13 protein-coding genes are annotated in these 16643 nt (G+C 60.1%); 5 read left to right on the top strand and 8 right to left on the bottom strand.

Annotated features, from left to right (window positions below):
- The first annotated feature begins 9 nt into the window (after positions 1-9).
- Positions 10-1926 (top strand): 1-deoxy-D-xylulose-5-phosphate synthase, encoded by a 1917-nt coding sequence (gene dxs, locus ACYJRZ_RS09275; protein WP_459458213.1) that lies wholly within the window; start codon positions 10-12, stop codon positions 1924-1926.
- Between the two features lie 38 nt (positions 1927-1964).
- Here the strand turns inward: dxs and ACYJRZ_RS09270 are convergent, their stop codons facing one another.
- The 3 genes from ACYJRZ_RS09270 to ACYJRZ_RS09260 all read right to left on the bottom strand — a co-directional run bounded on the left by ACYJRZ_RS09270 (position 1965) and on the right by ACYJRZ_RS09260 (position 6473).
- The gene (locus tag ACYJRZ_RS09270; protein ID WP_459458211.1) at positions 1965-3002 is read right to left on the bottom strand and encodes a GAF domain-containing protein; all 1038 of its coding nucleotides are present in this window, start codon (positions 3000-3002) and stop codon (positions 1965-1967) included.
- Positions 3003-3290: 288 nt separating this feature from the next.
- Positions 3291-5243, bottom strand: a complete 1953-nt coding sequence (locus ACYJRZ_RS09265; RefSeq protein WP_459458209.1) for a methyl-accepting chemotaxis protein — start codon at positions 5241-5243, stop codon at positions 3291-3293.
- Positions 5244-5465: 222 nt separating this feature from the next.
- Positions 5466-6473 carry a DUF4424 domain-containing protein gene (locus ACYJRZ_RS09260; protein ID WP_459458207.1) on the bottom strand — a complete coding sequence of 336 codons (1008 nt, stop codon included), beginning with the start codon at positions 6471-6473 and terminating at the stop codon, positions 5466-5468.
- A 110-nt stretch (positions 6474-6583) separates the two neighbouring features.
- Here ACYJRZ_RS09260 and ACYJRZ_RS09255 point away from each other — a divergent pair, with 110 nt between their 5' ends.
- Both ACYJRZ_RS09255 and ACYJRZ_RS09250 read left to right on the top strand, forming a co-directional pair.
- Complete coding sequence (locus ACYJRZ_RS09255; protein WP_459458205.1) at positions 6584-7324, top strand: TlyA family RNA methyltransferase; 741 nt, start codon at positions 6584-6586, stop codon at positions 7322-7324.
- Positions 7321-8571, top strand: coding sequence for a class I SAM-dependent RNA methyltransferase (locus ACYJRZ_RS09250; protein WP_459458203.1), 1251 nt, complete (start codon positions 7321-7323; stop codon positions 8569-8571). Before ACYJRZ_RS09255 ends, ACYJRZ_RS09250 begins: the two co-directional genes overlap by 4 nt.
- A 4-nt stretch (positions 8572-8575) precedes the next feature.
- Here ACYJRZ_RS09250 and ACYJRZ_RS09245 read toward each other — a convergent pair whose 3' ends face one another.
- Positions 8576-9328, bottom strand: coding sequence for a crotonase/enoyl-CoA hydratase family protein (locus ACYJRZ_RS09245; protein ID WP_459458201.1), 753 nt, complete (start codon positions 9326-9328; stop codon positions 8576-8578).
- 9 nt (positions 9329-9337) lie between these two features.
- A complete protein-coding gene (locus ACYJRZ_RS09240; protein ID WP_459458199.1) occupies positions 9338-11116 on the bottom strand; it encodes an acyl-CoA dehydrogenase in 1779 nt (592 codons plus the stop codon).
- 278 nt (positions 11117-11394) lie between these two features.
- Here ACYJRZ_RS09240 and ACYJRZ_RS09235 point away from each other — a divergent pair, with 278 nt between their 5' ends.
- A complete protein-coding gene (locus ACYJRZ_RS09235; RefSeq protein ID WP_459458197.1) occupies positions 11395-12396 on the top strand; it encodes a transporter in 1002 nt (333 codons plus the stop codon).
- Between the two features lie 70 nt (positions 12397-12466).
- Here the strand turns inward: ACYJRZ_RS09235 and ACYJRZ_RS09230 are convergent, their stop codons facing one another.
- A complete protein-coding gene (locus ACYJRZ_RS09230) occupies positions 12467-12937 on the bottom strand; it encodes a BA14K family protein (protein ID WP_459458195.1) in 471 nt (156 codons plus the stop codon).
- A gap of 306 nt (positions 12938-13243) precedes the next feature.
- On the opposite strand from ACYJRZ_RS09230, the gene ACYJRZ_RS09225 reads away from it, so the two are divergent.
- Positions 13244-14194 carry a glycoside hydrolase family 25 protein gene (locus ACYJRZ_RS09225; protein ID WP_459458726.1) on the top strand — a complete coding sequence of 317 codons (951 nt, stop codon included), beginning with the start codon at positions 13244-13246 and terminating at the stop codon, positions 14192-14194.
- Between the two features lie 108 nt (positions 14195-14302).
- Here ACYJRZ_RS09225 and ACYJRZ_RS09220 read toward each other — a convergent pair whose 3' ends face one another.
- Positions 14303-15391 (bottom strand): FAD-binding oxidoreductase, encoded by a 1089-nt coding sequence (locus ACYJRZ_RS09220; protein WP_459458193.1) that lies wholly within the window; start codon positions 15389-15391, stop codon positions 14303-14305.
- A 2-nt stretch (positions 15392-15393) separates the two neighbouring features.
- Entirely contained in the window at positions 15394-16638 is a 1245-nt protein-coding gene (locus ACYJRZ_RS09215; protein ID WP_459458191.1) for an aromatic ring-hydroxylating oxygenase subunit alpha, read from the bottom strand.
- Positions 16639-16643: the final 5 nt, after the last annotated feature.

Here is a 16643-nt window from a genome sequence, read left to right as displayed (position 1 = left end):
GCTTCAGCCTTGACACAAATGCCACAGACGCCCCTGCTGGACCGGGTCCAATATCCTTCCGACCTGCGAAAGCTGGAGGACCGGGAATTGCCGCAGCTCGCCCGCGAAGTTCGCGACGAGATGATCGATGCGGTATCGCGCACCGGCGGACATCTTGGTGCCGGCCTCGGCGTCGTCGAGCTGACCATTGCGATCCACAGCGTCTTCAATACACCGAACGATCGTCTGATCTTCGATGTCGGGCATCAATGTTATCCGCATAAGATCCTGACCGGGCGCCGTGACCGCATCCGCACGCTGCGGCAGGAAGGCGGCCTTTCCGGCTTCACGCGCCGTGCCGAAAGCGAGTATGATCCTTTTGGCGCCGCGCATTCCTCGACATCCATTTCCGCCGGCCTCGGCATGGCCGTTGCCGCCGAGCTCGATAATACCGACCGTCGCGTGATCGCCGTCATCGGCGACGGCGCCATGTCAGCCGGCATGGCTTATGAGGCGCTGAACAATGCCGGCGCGCTCGATGCGCGGCTGATCGTCATCCTCAACGACAATGACATGTCGATTGCCCCGCCGACAGGAGCGATGAGCGCTTATCTCGCCCGCCTCGCCTCCGGCCGCACCTATATGGGCTTCCGGGATTTCGGCAAGAAGCTGACCGCCTATCTCGGCAAGAAGGTCGACCGCGCCATCACGCGGGCAGTCGAACATGCACGAGGTTATGTGACCGGCGGCACCATGTTCGAGGAGATGGGCTTCTATCATATCGGCCCTATCGACGGCCACTCCTTTGAGCATCTGCTGCCCGTGCTGCGCAACGTGCGCGACAATGCACAAGGCCCTGTGCTGATCCATGTCGTGACGCAGAAGGGCAAGGGTTATGCGCCCGCCGAGGCGGCTGCGGACAAATATCATGGCGTCAACAAGTTCGACGTCATCACCGGCGCTCAGACGAAGGTGAAGCCGAATGCGCCAAGCTACACTAGCGTCTTTGCGGACGCTTTGGTGCAGGAGGCGGCACTCGACGAGAAGATCGTCGGTATCACCGCCGCCATGCCGAACGGTACCGGCCTCGACAAGCTGCAGGAGTTCTTCCCCAAGCGCTGTTTCGATGTCGGCATTGCCGAGCAGCATGCTGTGACTTTCGCCGCCGGCCTTGCTGCCGAAGGTTACAAGCCCTTTGCCGCCCTTTACTCCACCTTCCTGCAGCGCGCCTATGACCAGGTGGTGCATGATGTGGCCATCCAGGGCCTGCCGGTTCGCTTCCCGATCGACCGCGCCGGCTTCGTCGGCGCCGATGGGCCGACACATGCCGGCTCCTTCGATACCGCATTTCTCGCCACGCTACCTGGTTTCGTCGTCATGGCCGCGGCCGATGAGGCGGAACTCAAGCATATGGTGCGCACCGCCGCTGCCTATGATCTCGGCCCGATTTCCTTCCGCTATCCACGCGGAGAAGGCGTCGGCGTCGATCTGCCGGAGCGCGGCCAGATCCTCGAAATCGGCAAGGGCCGCGTCATCAAGCAGGGTTCGAAGGTCGCGTTGCTATCCTTCGGCACGCGCCTGGCCGACAGCCTTGCCGCCGCCGAAGATCTGGATGCTGCCGGACTTTCGACGACGGTCGCGGACGCACGCTTCGCCAAGCCGCTCGACCACGATCTCATCCGCCAACTTGCCGCCCATCACGAGATCCTGATCACGATCGAGGAAGGTTCCGTCGGCGGCTTCGGCAGTCAGGTCATGCAGTTCCTTGCCAATGAAGGCCTGCTCGACAATGGCCTCAAAATCCGCTCGCTGGTCATGCCCGATATCTGGATGGAACAGGCCAAGCCCGAGGCCATGAATGCCATGGCCGGCCTTGACCGCGCCGGCATCGTGCAGACGGTATTCCGCGCACTCGGCCATGGCCGTATCGTCGAAGTTGCTGGATAAACGCAAAAATCAGGCGACCCCAAGGCTGCCCGATGTCGTCAACCATCGAGCCCGTTGAAGATCGCCACGCGGTCCCGGCCGGCGGCCTTGGCCTGATAGAGCGCGGAATCGACATTTTTTAACAGCACGGCACGTGTTGCGCCATCATCCGGCGCCAGTGCTGCACCGATGCTCAGCCGTGCGGAGACGGATACGCCATCCACTGTGAACGGCGTTCGGAATGCCATCAGCAAGCGCTCGGACAGAGAGACAAGTGCGCTCCTGTCGGTCGGGTCCGGCACGAAGATGGCGAATTCGTCGCCTCCCATACGAACGACCATGTCATCGGTGCGGATCACAGAGCGGATGCGGGATGCCGCCTCGCAGAGAACTTCATCGCCGACATTATGACCGAAGCGGTCGTTGATGGATTTGAAGCCATCCATGTCGAGATAAAGAACGCCGAAGTGGCGGCCAGCGGCAATGGCTGAACTCAATGCGCTATCAACCAGGCTTTCCAGCGCCGACCGGTTGAAGAAACGGGTCAGTGGATCGGTCATGGCTGCCGCGCGCAAGCTGTTCTCGGCTATTCCCATCAGCAAGTTCGTTTTCTGCAGACGCAGAAGCGCACTTGCGATCTGGGCAAAGCGCCTGAGACTTTGCTCCTCACTCGAGGAGAACTGCCTTGGCTTCTGATCCAGAATGCAGAAGGCACCTACCGGCAGTCCGTTCTCCAGTCGCACGGGAGCGCCTGCATAAAAGCGGAAATAGGGATCGTCGAGAACGAAGGGGGCGGTCTTCAGGTCCGGTTCTTCCTTGAGATCTGGCAGGACCAGCAGTTCGTCATCGAAAACCACCCGCGTGCAGATCGACATATCGCGCGAGCATTCGGCGATCTTCAGGCCTGCCTGGCCTGCTATGCGCTGCCAGTCCTCATCAATGATATTGATGGCTGCATACGGCGTTTCGAACACACTCCTCGCCAGTTCGGCAAGGATCGCAAGCTCAGGTGTGGGGCTGTTGTGAATCGCATTCAGGGATCGTACGGCCAAAAGCCTCTGTGTTTCATTGGCCGGAACTCGGACGAGCTGTCCCATTCGAATCTCCCTCTGCGATCAGCGTGCGACTTATGGAGTTAGCGGTTCTTCGCTCAGGGCAACCCTGCCGACGATAAAATATCTAACAAATCTCGACCGAAAGGATGACTCACCAGCGCGCGAGAACGATCCTGCGGCTTAAACAACCTATCCCCGAAAGGGAGAGGCATTACCGCAGCAAAACTGGGCAAGTTGTGGCAATGGAATAGTATCATCCATGAAAAACGAAACGGCCCGCCGCAAAGCGGCGGGCCGAGAACGCTAGCGGCAGCGATTCGCAGAGATGGATCAGAATTCTTCCCAATCGTCCTGGGGCGCGGCAGCGGTTGCCTTGCCGGCAAAGGCTTTGGCGACCGTGCGCCCGAGAGCGCGGGCCGGCGACACCGCCGGCTTCGAACGCGCCGTTGCCACGACGGGTCGTGCAAGCGTTGCCTGCGCGGCCGCCGCCTGAATGGAGTTACCAAGGCGGAACTGCTGGAGCAGCTCATTGAGTGCTGCAGCCTCGCGAGCAAGCGCATGGCTGGCCGCCGTCTGTTCCTCGACCATGGCAGCATTCTTCTGCGTACCCTGATCCATGTTGTTGACCGCCGTGTTGATCTCCTGCAGGCCGGTCGACTGCTCGCGGGTAGCCGTCACGATTGCGCCGACATGGCGGTTGATTTCCTGCACCTCGGATACGATCAGTTCAAGGGCCTTGCCGGTCTCGCCGACCAGCGACACACCCGTATTGACCTGATCGCTCGATGTCGTGATGAGCGACTTGATTTCCTTGGCGGCATTGGCCGAGCGCTGCGCAAGCTCGCGCACTTCCTGGGCAACGACGGCAAAGCCCTTGCCGGCATCTCCGGCACGTGCTGCCTCGACACCGGCATTGAGCGCCAGAAGATTGGTCTGGAACGCGATGTCATCGATGACGCTGATGATGTTGCTGATCTCGCCAGAGGACTTTTCGATCTGCTGCATGGCCGCGACGGCTTTACGAACCACTTCGCCCGATCGTTCCGCACCGAGGCGGGCGCGTTCGACGAGATGGCCGACATCCTCGGCCCGCTTGGCGGAATCACGAACCGTGATCGTGACCTCTTCGAGTGCTGCGGCCGTCTCTTCGACGGCAGCGGCCTGCTGCTCGGTGCGGTGCGCCAGATCATCGGCCGCCGAACGGATTTCGTCAGCACCGGCATTGATGGCGGATGCATTTTGGCCAACGGACCGCAAAGCCGCTTCAAGCTTCTCGACCGCATGGTTGAAATCGGCGCGGACGCTGTCGAACTGCGGCGCGAAGCTGTCGTTAAGACGGGTTGCGACATTGCCCGAAGACAGGGCTGAGAGGCCGCCGGCGAGCGCTTCCATGGCGAAACGGATTTCACCTTCTTCACGCGCCTTCTGCTCATCATTCATCAGGCGCTGACGTTCGGCATCACCACGCATGCGCTCGGTCTCGCCGGCAAGACGCAGCTTCTCGATGCCGGCCTCCTTGAAGACGAGGACGGCATCCGCCATGCGGCCGATTTCATCGCCGCGGCCAACAGCCGGGACTTCGATGTCGTGCTCGCCATTTGCCAGACGGCCCATGGCCGCCGTCATGCCAACGATCGGGCGCACGATGATGCGCGAGAGCAGCCAGGCAAGCACTGCGGCGGCGAGCGAGGCGAAGATGCTGCCGAGGATGAGGGTCAAGCGAAGATCGCCGTTGGCGTCGTCCTGCATGGCTGCGAGGTTGCTTGCCTTGGCGCGGGCAGCCTGCTTGATCTTGGCCGCGGCATCGCGGAAGCCGTCAAGCTGGCCCTTGGTTTCGTTCTGACCGATCTTGACGATCTGATCGAGCGGCATTTCGGTTTCCTTGCGCGCCTTGGCCTGCGGCTCCGCGAGCTGATGGAAATAGAGATCGGCCGCCTTCTGCATGTTGTCGATCGCCTGCTGGAGATCCGGTGAATCGGCAGCTGCCTGCTTGGCGGCGGCGATGCTCTTCAGCATCCGCTCGCGATTGTTGAAGATATCGCCATAGGTGCTATCGCTGCGCAGAAGCAGAAAGCCGCGCAGGTTGACGGCCTGCTCCAGCATGGCCTGCAGCGAATCATCGATCAGGCTGACGAGCTGCTGCGACCTTTCCTGTTCGACGGCAGCGCCGGCGGAAACCTCTTCCTTGGAATAGACGAATGCGGAAACGCAGGCGAAAATGGCAATCAGAGCCGTAAATGTGATGGCAAGCTTGCCATTCAAGGAGAGCTTTTTCGCGGACATGAGCGGGCGCCTCCTGAGCGCAGGTCCTGGCGAGCATTTTTAGAACCGCGCGAGGAAGGATGCGGCTATGCTCGGAGAATTCAGGGAGGGGGCATGATTGGGACGCTGACGCGCGAAGCCTTCATGGCAGGCGGCGATCTTGAAGCGGATCGCCACAATCAAGGGCATCAGTAGAGGCTTCGGCTTTAAATTTATTTAATTTGAGAGGCGGTTTGTATGCCGCTAGTTCACGGCAGCCGCGGCCAGGATCAGGATATCCAAATCGTGCTCGGGATAGAAATCCTGCGCCGTCATCTGGAACGTCGTCGCGCCGATCTTCTTTACATTCGTACCACAGAAGCTGATGTAGTTCTCGGGACGACCCTTATCGACCGTCAACTCGAAATGCTTGATCGGCCCGGACCAGTTGGCTCCGGTCGTCAGCACATAGGAGATCCAGCTTTCGGTGTAACCGCGACCACCCTTGTCGGCCGCCGCGGCAAGTTTCACCGCTGTCTTCAGAAAAGTCTCGTCGAGGCAATATTTGCCGCGATAGGCCTGCAGCTGCTGCTTTTGGTACTCTTCATCGCCGGCGAAGGTAATGGCGACAGTGCCGCCGACGCTTGGCTTGTAGCGATGCTCAACCGTAATCTTCGCCTTGGCCGGGAATTTCGTGCGCCACCAATAGGTGGTATGCAGCGTCCACATCGGTGTGGGATGATGCTTCATGCCTTGGCCGTCATTGTCGTATTCGTCGTCGGCAATCAAACCGCGGGCCGTCCAATCCTCGAGTACATCGAGGGGCAGCTTTGCCACGGCATCCATGGCCGCCTTGCTCAGCGGTAGCAGGGGTACGCCATGAGCCTTCAATTCATCCGTCATGTCGACCCCGGCAACCGATACGCGCTGCTGTAGGGTCGGGACAATGGCCTTGCCATCCTGCGTCACGCTGAAGCCGAGGAAATTATCGGAATCGACATTCCCCGTATCGACCATGCTGTCTATGTCGCCCTTGATGTCGGGCATCGGGAAGGCGACGACGCTTTCGACGTCCTTGTCGGAGGTATTTTCGAACACGTAATCGACGCGCACTTCGCTCTGCGAAATGAACAGTTTTTCCTGATCCATGCTGATATCGCCGGTGCGGACATAGGCGAGACCGCCGGTCTTCAGCTCGGCCATCGTATCATTTGCCATAGCAGGAACGGCGATCATCGCCATCAGCACTGCACAGCCACAGATCTTTCGCATGGTGCCCTCACCGTTGATGACAACGATTATCGCCTGTCGCAATCCTGCGTCAACGACGATATCAGCATAAAAGGCTTGCAACACAGCCCATTGCCCGGCATGGACAGCCCATGTCAGAACCACAACGCCTCGACCAGCTTCTCGTCACCCTTTCGCTCTTCGCCAGCCGCTCTCGCGCTCGCGATGCGATCCAGCGCGGCACGGTCGCCGTGAACGGCAAGATCGTGACGAAGCCCGGGGCACTCTTCACCGAAGACGCACAGATCAGCATCGACGATCCGGCGCAGGATTATGTTTCCCGTGCGGCGCTGAAGCTGGTGGCGGCCCTCGATCATTTCGGTCTCGATCCGCGCGGACAGAATTGCCTCGATGTCGGCGCATCGACCGGAGGCTTTACCGAGGTGTTGCTTGAGCGCGGTGCCGCCCATGTCACGGCAATCGACGTTGGCCACGACCAGATGCATCCGCGTGTGGAAGCCGACGCGCGCGTGACCAGCATCGAAGGGCTGAACGCGCGCAATCTGACCGCCGAGGACATAGGCGAACCCTTCTCCTTCATCGTTTCCGATGTTTCTTTCATTTCGTTGAAGCTTGCTCTCGCGCCGGCGCTTTCACTCGCCGAACCCGGCGCGCGGGCGGCGCTGCTGGTAAAGCCGCAATTCGAGGCGGGTCGCGATGCGATCGGCAAGTCCGGTCTCTTGAAGGACCCCTCCACCGCTCCGGCGGTGGCGGCCGAACTCGAGCGCTGGTTCACCGAAGATATGGGCTGGCAAAGCCTCGGCCTCATCGCCTCACCGATCGCAGGCGGCGACGGCAATCAGGAATTTCTTCTCGCAGGGATCAAGCCATGAGCACCGAAACCGTTACCATCCAAAAGCTCGGCGCCCAGGGCGACGGCATCGCGCAAGGCGCCGATGGCCCGATCTACATACCCTTCACGCTTCCGGGCGAAAGTGTCGCCGTCGCGCGGGTGAAGAGCCAGGGCACGCTGATGTCGATCACGGCGGCCTCGCCGGATCGCCAGGAGCCGCACTGTCGGCATTTCGGCCCACATGGCGTCAACGGCGCCTGCGGCGGATGTACCCTGCAACATTATGCCGATGCCCCCTATCGCTCCTTCAAGCGTCAGCTCGTGGTCGATGCCCTGCGCTCCAAGGGCCTGACGCCAGAAGTGGACGATATCGTCGCCGCACATCCGGGCGAACGGCGCAGGGTCGTCTTCGCTGCGCGCAAGACTGAAAAGGATATGCTGATCGGCTTCAATCAGGCCGAAAGCCACCACATCGTCGCCATCGAGGAATGTCCCATCGCCTCGGCCGGCATTATGGCCAGGCTGCCCGCCATCAAGACGATTGCGGCGGCAATCGCCATCAACGCCGAAGCCTTCCGCATCTCCGTATTGGAGACGCAGACGGGCCTCGACCTTGCCGTCGACGGCATCAAGTCTCTTTCGGACAAACAGCGCCGCAGCACGATCGAAACAGTGTTGTCGCTTCGCGGTATCGCCCGCGTCTCGCTGAACGGCGAGATCCTGGTCGAACCGGTAAAGCCGATAATCGATTTCGGCGGCGTCCAGGTCGCGCCGCCGCCGGGCGCCTTCACGCAGGCAACCAAGCAGGCCGATGATGCCATGGCGGAACTGGTTGTGACCCATGTGGGCAAGGCAAAACGCATTGCCGATCTCTTCGCAGGCAGCGGCACCTTCTCGCTGCGCCTGGCGCGGATCGGACGCGTGCATGCGGTGGAAAGCGAAGACAAGCCGCTCGCGGCATTGGATCACGCTGCCCGCAACATGCAGGGACTGAAGCCTGTCAGCGTCGAACGCCGCGACCTCTTCCGCCGGCCGCTGATGACGCAGGAACTGAAGGTCTACGACGCCGTCGTCTTCGACCCGCCCCGCGCCGGCGCGGAATTCCAGAGTAAGGAGTTGGCTCGATCGCAGGTCAAGAAGATCGTGGCCGTCTCCTGCAACCCGCTCACGCTCGCGCGCGATCTGGCCCTGCTGGTCGAGGGAGGCTACCGGATTACCCGGGTGACGCCGATCGACCAGTTCCTGTGGACCTCACATGTCGAGGTGGTTGCGGCGCTTGAGAAATAAGTCTTCACCGCTTCATGAAGGCTTCGAAAGCCGCGCGGGCTTCGGCGCTTTTCAGCTGGGCGGCGAAATGCTCGGCTTCCTTCTGGATGCGGTCTAAGACGGCCTCAGGTGGACCGCGCATGAGATCACGGGCAATCCTGAGCGCCTCCGGCGGCTTGGCGGCGAGTTTGGCTGCCAGCGACAGTGTCTCGGCCTCCACCGCCTCCGGTGGCACCACCTTCCAGATCAGCCCGGCTTCCTTGGCGTCAGCAGCAGAAAAACCTTCCCCAAGCGCAAGCAGCGCGAAGGCGCGTTGATGGCCCATGGCGCGCGGCGCTAGCAGGCTCGAGGCCGCTTCGGGAACCAGAGCAAGATCCACGAAAGGTGTCTTGAATAGGCTGCGATCGGAAGCAATCGTAAGATCGCAATGCAGATGGATCGTGGTGCCAATACCGATCGCCAGACCATCGACGCCGGAGACGACGGGCTTCTTCGTGCTGGCCAGTGCGACGAGGAAATCGAACACTTCATGCCCCATATTGCCGCTCATGGCGAAGGCGAGGAAATCGGCGAGATCATTGCCGGCAGAAAAGCAGCCTTCCGTGCCCAGGAAGGCATGAACGCGGATATCTGGCGCAGCTTCCGCAGCCTTCAGCGCGTCAGTCATCGTCTGATACATGACGCGAGTGATAGCGTTCTTCTTTTCCGGCCGGTTGAAACGGATGATCTGGACCTGCGATGCAGTCTCGGGGCGTTCGATGAGGATATGGTCGGTCATGGCTCTTCCTCAGGCGAGTGCGATGCGAGCGGCTTCGAGGCTGGATGCACCGGCAATGACCCGATCAGACAGAGCGGCGGTCTCGGCCAGGAGATTTTCGGCAGCGAAGCGGCAAAGCGCGATGCGCTTGGCCCCCTCACCGTCGCCAGCTTTCGCAAGACCGCCCTTTGCCAGATAAGAGCCTGTTAGTACGAGGCCGAAAAGCCGCTGGTAAGGCGTGGCGCCTGCCAATGCTTCGGCAATAACGCCCTCTGCTTGTTTCGACAGGAGCCATTCGCTTGCCTTTTCCAGATCGGCAATGGCTGCCTGCAGCCGCGGCGCCGTTTCGCCGAAACCCTCAAGATTGGACTTGGCGACCGTATCGGCGATATCACGCAATTGGGCGATGAAGCCGCGCACGTGGTCGCCATTGGCGAGCGTCAACTTGCGCGTCACCAAATCGATGGCCTGGATACCGTTCGTGCCCTCATAGATCGGCGCGATACGGGCATCCCTCAGCAGGCGCGCAGCACCTGTCTCCTCTATGAAGCCCATGCCGCCATGAACCTGAATGCCAAGCGAAGCGACATCGACGCCGGCATCTGTGGAGAAGGACTTGGCAATCGGCGTCAGCAATGCGGCGCGCTCCTGCCAGAAGCGGGCCTTCTGCGGATCACGATGCGACATGTCGATCGCCTCCGCACAAGCGTAGCAGATCGCGCGCGAGCCCTGTGTCAAAGCCTTCATCGTCAGCAGCATACGCGCGACATCGGGATGCTCGATGATCGGGCTCATGCCCGAGGATGTCGTACCCGGCGCGCGGCCCTGGGTGCGCTCGCGGGCATAGGCAATGGCTTTCTGAGTTGCCGCTCCGGCAATCGCGACACCCTGGATGCCGACAGCCAAGCGGGCATTGTTCATCATCGTGAACATGCAAGCGAGGCCTTTGTTCTCCTCGCCGACGAGCCAGCCAACTGCACCCTTTTCCGACCCGTATTTTCCATCACCATAAATTATCGTGCAGGTCGGCGAACCGTGAATACCCAGCTTATGTTCGAGGGAATGGGCAAAATAATCGTTACGAGCGCCAAGAGAACCATCATCGTTGATCAGGAATTTCGGCACGAGAAAGAGCGAAATGCCGCGCGTGCCGGCAGGCGCATCCGGAAGACGGGCGAGGACGAAATGAACGATATTCTCCGCCGCCTCGTGATCGCCCCAGGTGATGAAGATCTTCTGGCCGAAAAGACGATAGGTGCCGTCGTCGCGGCGTTCGGCACGGGTGCGCAAGGCGCCGACGTCGGAACCGGCATGCGGCTCGGTCAGGTTCATGGTGCCGGACCATTGCCCGGATACGAGCTTTTCCAGGTATTTGCTCTTGAGGTCGTCACTGCCATGGGCAATCAGCGCCTCGACAGCGCCCATGGTCAGCGTCGGCGCGAGACCGAATGCCATGGAAGCCGAGTTCCACATTTCCAGCGTCGCGACATTCAGCATATGCGGCAGGCCCTGCCCGCCGAATTGCTCGGGGGCGGTCAAACCGTTCCAGCCGCCGGCGATCCAGTCGCGATAGAGCTTTTCCCAACCATCGGGAAGCACCACCTTGCCATCGACCAGTTTCGCACCCTGCTTGTCGCCAATCTCGGCAAGGGGCTCCATCTCCTCGCCGGCAAAACGGCCTGCTTCCGACAGGATGGCATCGACGACATCGGCGCTCAGGTCGCCCAAAATGCCTTCGTCCATCGCGCGCTGCATGCCCGCGACATGCTTCAGCGTGAATGCGATTTCTTCGACTGGCGCCTTATACATGCTGCTTCCTCCGCACTGGCATTAGCGATGAGCCGCCTCACCCGGATCATCAATCACATCTGCTACAGCTAGTTTATTTTTACGTAAACGTCAATTTTTTCATATTGCAAGCGGCATCGATTTCCACCATCTCGCGCACCCGAATCCAACACGCGTTTGACGTGGTGGTGGCAACGCCGCCTAAATCCGGGATTATTCTACCAGGGCTCGGACGTGCATAAACAATCGTCATGAATGAAGACTAAGGCAACTGTTCAGACAAAGCGAACGATGCCCCCATGAACACGCTCACGTCAGTCAATTCTATACCCGGTTTTATCTGGGCGTACCGTATCCGCCCCGGCGCAGCCAAGCCGGAGCGCCTGCCCGATGATACCGATCGCTCGACGCTTTTCAGCGATGACGGTTTTCTCTGGCTGCATCTCAATCTCGTCGATGCCCGCGTGCCGGCCTTCCTCGAGGACGCACCTGGATTGAACGAAGCCGCGCGCGTCGCTTTGACCACGCATGAGACCCATGCGACGATTACGGTCGATGATCAGATGCTGTTCGGCACATTAGTCGACTTCCAGCGTGACTTCGCTCACAACACCCACGATATCGGCTGGCTGCATTTCGCCGTCACCGATCGCATGCTGATCACGACGCGGCTACAGCCACTCCGCAGCCTCGACAGAACCCGCATGCTGATTGAGAAGAATGCCACACGATTTGCGAGCCCGGTGGATATTTTCGAGCTGATCGTCGTCGAATTCCAGCGGACGCTGATTTCGGTGGTCATAGAGATCAGCGAAGAATTAAATGCCATCGAGGACTTCGTGCACGGCAACACGACGCACGACGAGCGTGCCAAGCTGCCGCCCATTCGAAGGACCATCGTGCGTCTTCATCGTCATCTTGGCACCGTTCTCTCCCTGATGCGCCACGCCGCCGCCTCGGACGACGAGGAAATGCCGCTCGGATTTGAGGATGTTGCGGGCCGCCTGACCGGGCGGCTGGAAGCAGTCGAACACGATGTCTACGCATTGCAGGAGCGGGCGAGGCTGCTGCATGAAGAGATCGATTCAAAGCTTGCCTCCGAGATCAACCGGCATCTCTATATCCTGTCGATCATGACTGCGTTCCTGCTGCCGCCGACGCTGGTGACGGGCTTCTTCGGCATGAATACATCCGGCCTGCCGCTGGCGGGCGGTGCAAGCGGCACTGGATACGCCGTTGGCTTCATCATTGCCTCCATGCTGCTGGCATGGTGGCTGCTCAAGCGCGTCAATATTCTCTGATGTCGAACCATGCAAAAAGCCGCCCGGCGGGAAACCGGACGGCCGGCGTTGGTCGTTCTGAAAGCGCTGCTTAGAAATACGGCGAGTAGCACTGACGGCGCGGGCCGGAATTTGGCTGGAAGGTATTGTCGTAAGCGCGATAGGAGCGATAGCGCGACTCGCACCAAGCGACGTGCCGCGGGTTGATGCCTACGGACGGAGCTGGAGCCGGCTCGTAATAACGCGGCTGGCTGGCGATCGCGCCACCGATCAGCGCGCCTGCGCCGAAGGCTGCCAGCGGGAACCAATAGCCATCATGATAGCGATAACCATGACGATAGCCGCCGCGATAACCGCGATAGCCACCATACCAGCCACGGCGATAGTAACCGCCATGGCGCCACTGCACCTGCTCGACGTTGCCAGGCGCGGCCTGGGTGGGCGAGGATTGATTCACGATCGGGGCAGCAGGCATCTGAATGGCGAAAGACGGTGTGAAGCTCGTCAGGGCGACTGCAGCCGTCAGGGCGACTGTCGCGATTTTTGCACGGAAACCAAGCATTTTTATCTCCATTTCCCTGGTTCGGCTTGCTACTCAAGCCTGTAGGCGTTTCATGTCGGGAATGCTCCCGAGCAAGGTTTCACTGCCTGCTTCCTCGCATATCCGAGTAGACGACAAGAACGCGGCAGCACGTTATTTAGTTCCTTAAATCCCTACCGAATTAAGGAGTTATGCGGGACTCCGGGATGAACCTATAGCGATTTCACTCTTAACCCAAGATTAACCAGCAATCCTTACTATTATTTCATGAAAGGATACCGAAAGAGTAACCTACTCATTTGCAGCTTGCTGACGATCCTGGCCCTGATGGGGCCGGTCTCCAAACCTTCGGCCGGTGAAAACCAGCCATGGAACGATCCGAAAAACGCCCTGATCGTCGATGCTTACGAGCTGAACACCATCGACTGGAATGCGTTTTTACAGGACAAGAGGATCGCCGGATTCATCTCCAAGGCGTCCGATGGGCTTCCTGAAAGCTTCAGTTGCACCGGCGACCATGGCGGCGATACGGTGGCCCATTGCAGGACGATGTGGCGTAAGTACGCGGTCAGCCGGGAACTGTTTCAAACACGCCGAATGCTGGCAAAGGCGAACGGCCTGTTATGGGGCGCTTATCATCTGGGACGGCCCGGCAATCCGATCGATCAGGCCAATCATTTTCTCGATTACGCCAATCCGCAGCCGGACGAGCTGATGGTGCTCGACATTGACGGCATGGACGCCGCGCAATTCATGTCACTTGACGATGCGCAGATCTACGTCGCCCACATCAAGGTCAGAACCGGGCGCTATCCCATTCTCTACGTCAACCACAATACGGCGCGCTATATCGCCGATCATCGCGGCACCTATCCGCTGCTGTCGCGGTTGCCCTTGTGGTATGCGCGCTACAAGCCCGATGTGAAAGGCACCTTTCCTCTCGGCAATTGGGATAATTACGCCATCTGGCAGTTTGCTTCGTCGGACAATTGCTCGGAGAAAAGCTGCCCTTACCGGGTGCCGGGCACGCTCACCGATATCGACGTCAACGTCGTGCCGATGACGAAGGTTCAGCTTGCGAAGATCTGGCCGCAGGGCGATCTCCTGCCGGCCAAACCCCTGCCTGCACCGGATCTGACGATCGCGCTCGCACAAATGTGCAGCGGACCGCGGCAGATGCTCGTTTCGCTGATGCTCGAAGTCGATCCCGTCGTCACGGCCTCGACCCCGCAGACGAAGCCGGTCGAGATCAACGAGCTGAATTACCAGGATTTCTAGAGTGTGATGCCGAGAAGTGTGGGCGGTTTTCGGACGACATAACGCTCTACTTCTTTGATGCTGGAGCGGATTCAGATTTAGGTCGAATAGACCTAAAATCATCCGACTCTAGGCTTCGATCTGCACATCCGTCTTCGGGCGCGAGCAGCAGGCGAGGATGTAACCCTCGTCGATCTCGTCGTCGAGGATGCCGCCATTGTGGCTCATCTCGACTTCACCGGAGAGCTTCATGACACGGCATGTGCCGCAAAGGCCGGATTCGCAGGCCGCGCCGATGCGCACGCCGGCGCCACGGGCCGCCTGAAGCACGGTCTGGCCCGCGGCACAGGCCACATCCCTGCCCGCCATGGTGAAGCGGATCGTAGTCGCCGCCTCGCCGGGGGCGTCGTCGGAGACTTCCGCAAGCGGCGTTGCCGCATTGGCCGGCTGGAAGCTTTCCTGGTGATAGCGCGACATGTCAAAGCCATGGGCTTCCAACATGGAACGCACGGCATCCATGAAGACTTCCGGACCGCAGCAGAAGATGATCCGGTCCATGAAATCGGGTGCCAGCAGACCAATCTTCGCCTTGTCGATGCGGCCCTTCAAGCCCGACCAGAGGTCGGTGCGGCCACAGCCCTCGACGATAAAACCGAGATTGAGGTTCGGCATGAAGCGCGCGAGATATTCGAGCTCCGAGCGGAAAATAATGTCCGTCGGGCTGCGCGAGCAATTGACGAAACTAATGTCAGACAGCGGTGCGATATCGGACATATACCGCGTCATCGACATCATCGGCGTGATGCCGGAGCCGGCCGAGACGAAGAGATATTTCTCGCCGGGATGGCGAATATGGCTGAAATCGCCGAGCGGGCCAAAAGCCTTGATGCGCATGCCGGGCTTCAGGTTCTCGAACATCCAGCGGGTGCCGATGCTATCCTTCTGCGCCTTCACCGTCACGGCGACCGAGAAGGGCCGCGACGGCGTGGACGATAGCGTATAGGTACGCATGACCGGCTCCGGAGCCGTCGGCAGCTCCAGCGTCACGAACTGGCCCGGCAGATAGCGGAACCAGTTGTCCTTGTCGGACCCGAAAGTGAAGGTCATCACGTCGGGCGCTTCGGGCGTGACCGAGAGACATTCAAGCAAATGCTGCCTGTCGTTCCAGGGCTGCATCTGGTCGAGGTGTCGATGCGGATAGGAGACGGTCATGTTCATACTCAGGCAACCGCAGACAACTTGGCCTGGTCGCCCTGCAGCCGGTTGATCATGAAAGTGGTGTACCATTCGACAAACTGCATGACGCCGCCTTCATGGATTTCCGAATAGGGACCTGGCTCATAGGCTGGCGAGCGGATGCCGAAGGCATTTTCCTCGACGATGCGGCGATCCTGGTCGTTGGTTTCGGTCCAGACGTGCGTCAGTTCCTCGAGATTGTAGTCGACACCCTCGACGGCATCCTTGTGAACGAGCCATTTCGTGGTCACGGCGGTTTCCTCGGCGCTGATCGGCAGGACGCGGAAGGAAATCGCGTGGTCGCCGAGCATGTGGTTCCACGTCGTCGGATAGTGGAACAGCAGCATGGTGCCGATGCCGTTGATCGTCACGTCGGGCGAGAGCGGCCGCCTGACGGCATTCTGGCCGGACATGGTGTAGCTCTCGGCGCCTTCGATCAGCGGCATGCGGGCGGTGCGGAACTGCCCGTCAGGAGAGATCTTGAATTCGCTCGGCAGGCCGGCGGCCTCGCAGCGCTGCCAGTGCTCGGTGATGACGGGATCGTTCATCGCGCCCTGTACGCCGGTCACGGTCGGCGCTTCCGGGAAGGTGCGGCACAGTTCGGGGTGATTGGCCGCGCAATGATAGCACTCGCGGTTATTTTCCCAGACGAGCTTCCAGTTGCCCTTCTCGATAATGGTGCTCTGGAAGGCGACCTTGGCTTCGCTGATGCGATGCGGGGCCATGTAAGGCTCGATCGTGGCGCGAACCGGCGCGAAATCCGGTGCGTTCTGCGCGAGGCAGATGAAGATGTAGCCAGCGACACTTTCGCAGTGTACCGGCTTCAGCGAATACTGGCTCTTGTCGAAATCCTCGGCCATCTGACGGGCAAACAGCAGCGAGCCGTCGAGCTCGTAGGTCCATTGGTGATAGGGGCAGACTAGCTTTGCCGACGATCCGCGCTCGGTCGTACACACGCGCGAGCCGCGATGGCGGCAGCTATTGTGGAAGGCGCGGATGACCTGATCGCGACCACGAACGATCACGACGGGATAATCGCCGATCTGGACTGTGAAGTAATTGCCCGCACGCGGCACTTCGCAATCATGGCCGATGAAAAGCCAGTCGCGATAGTAGATCGTCTCCATGTCGAGCTTGAAGTAATCCGGATCGGTGTAGAAGGGTTGCTCCAGGCTGAAACCCGTCCGGTGGTTCTTCAGTTGCCGCAGAACTTTGCTGCCGATATCCATTTGCC

The sequence above is a fragment of the Rhizobium sp. No.120 genome (assembly GCF_054558365.1).
This window is presented reverse-complemented; position numbering and strand designations above follow the sequence as displayed.

Bases quoted from the DNA above. Each gene is read 5' to 3' on its own strand.
- ACYJRZ_RS09270 (WP_459458211.1), bottom strand. From the start codon at position 3,002: ATGGGACAGCTCGTCCGAGTTCCGGCCAATGAAACACAGAGGCTTTTG.
- ACYJRZ_RS09265 (WP_459458209.1), bottom strand. From the start codon at position 5,243: ATGTCCGCGAAAAAGCTCTCCTTGAATGGCAAGCTTGCCATCACATTT.
- ACYJRZ_RS09260 (WP_459458207.1), bottom strand. From the start codon at position 6,473: ATGCGAAAGATCTGTGGCTGTGCAGTGCTGATGGCGATGATCGCCGTT.
- ACYJRZ_RS09255 (WP_459458205.1), top strand. From the start codon at position 6,584: ATGTCAGAACCACAACGCCTCGACCAGCTTCTCGTCACCCTTTCGCTC.
- ACYJRZ_RS09250 (WP_459458203.1), top strand. From the start codon at position 7,321: ATGAGCACCGAAACCGTTACCATCCAAAAGCTCGGCGCCCAGGGCGAC.
- ACYJRZ_RS09245 (WP_459458201.1), bottom strand. From the start codon at position 9,328: ATGACCGACCATATCCTCATCGAACGCCCCGAGACTGCATCGCAGGTC.
- ACYJRZ_RS09240 (WP_459458199.1), bottom strand. From the start codon at position 11,116: ATGTATAAGGCGCCAGTCGAAGAAATCGCATTCACGCTGAAGCATGTC.
- ACYJRZ_RS09235 (WP_459458197.1), top strand. From the start codon at position 11,395: ATGAACACGCTCACGTCAGTCAATTCTATACCCGGTTTTATCTGGGCG.
- ACYJRZ_RS09230 (WP_459458195.1), bottom strand. From the start codon at position 12,937: ATGCTTGGTTTCCGTGCAAAAATCGCGACAGTCGCCCTGACGGCTGCA.
- ACYJRZ_RS09225 (WP_459458726.1), top strand. From the start codon at position 13,244: ATGGGGCCGGTCTCCAAACCTTCGGCCGGTGAAAACCAGCCATGGAAC.
- ACYJRZ_RS09220 (WP_459458193.1), bottom strand. From the start codon at position 15,391: ATGAACATGACCGTCTCCTATCCGCATCGACACCTCGACCAGATGCAG.
- ACYJRZ_RS09215 (WP_459458191.1), bottom strand. From the start codon at position 16,638: ATGGATATCGGCAGCAAAGTTCTGCGGCAACTGAAGAACCACCGGACG.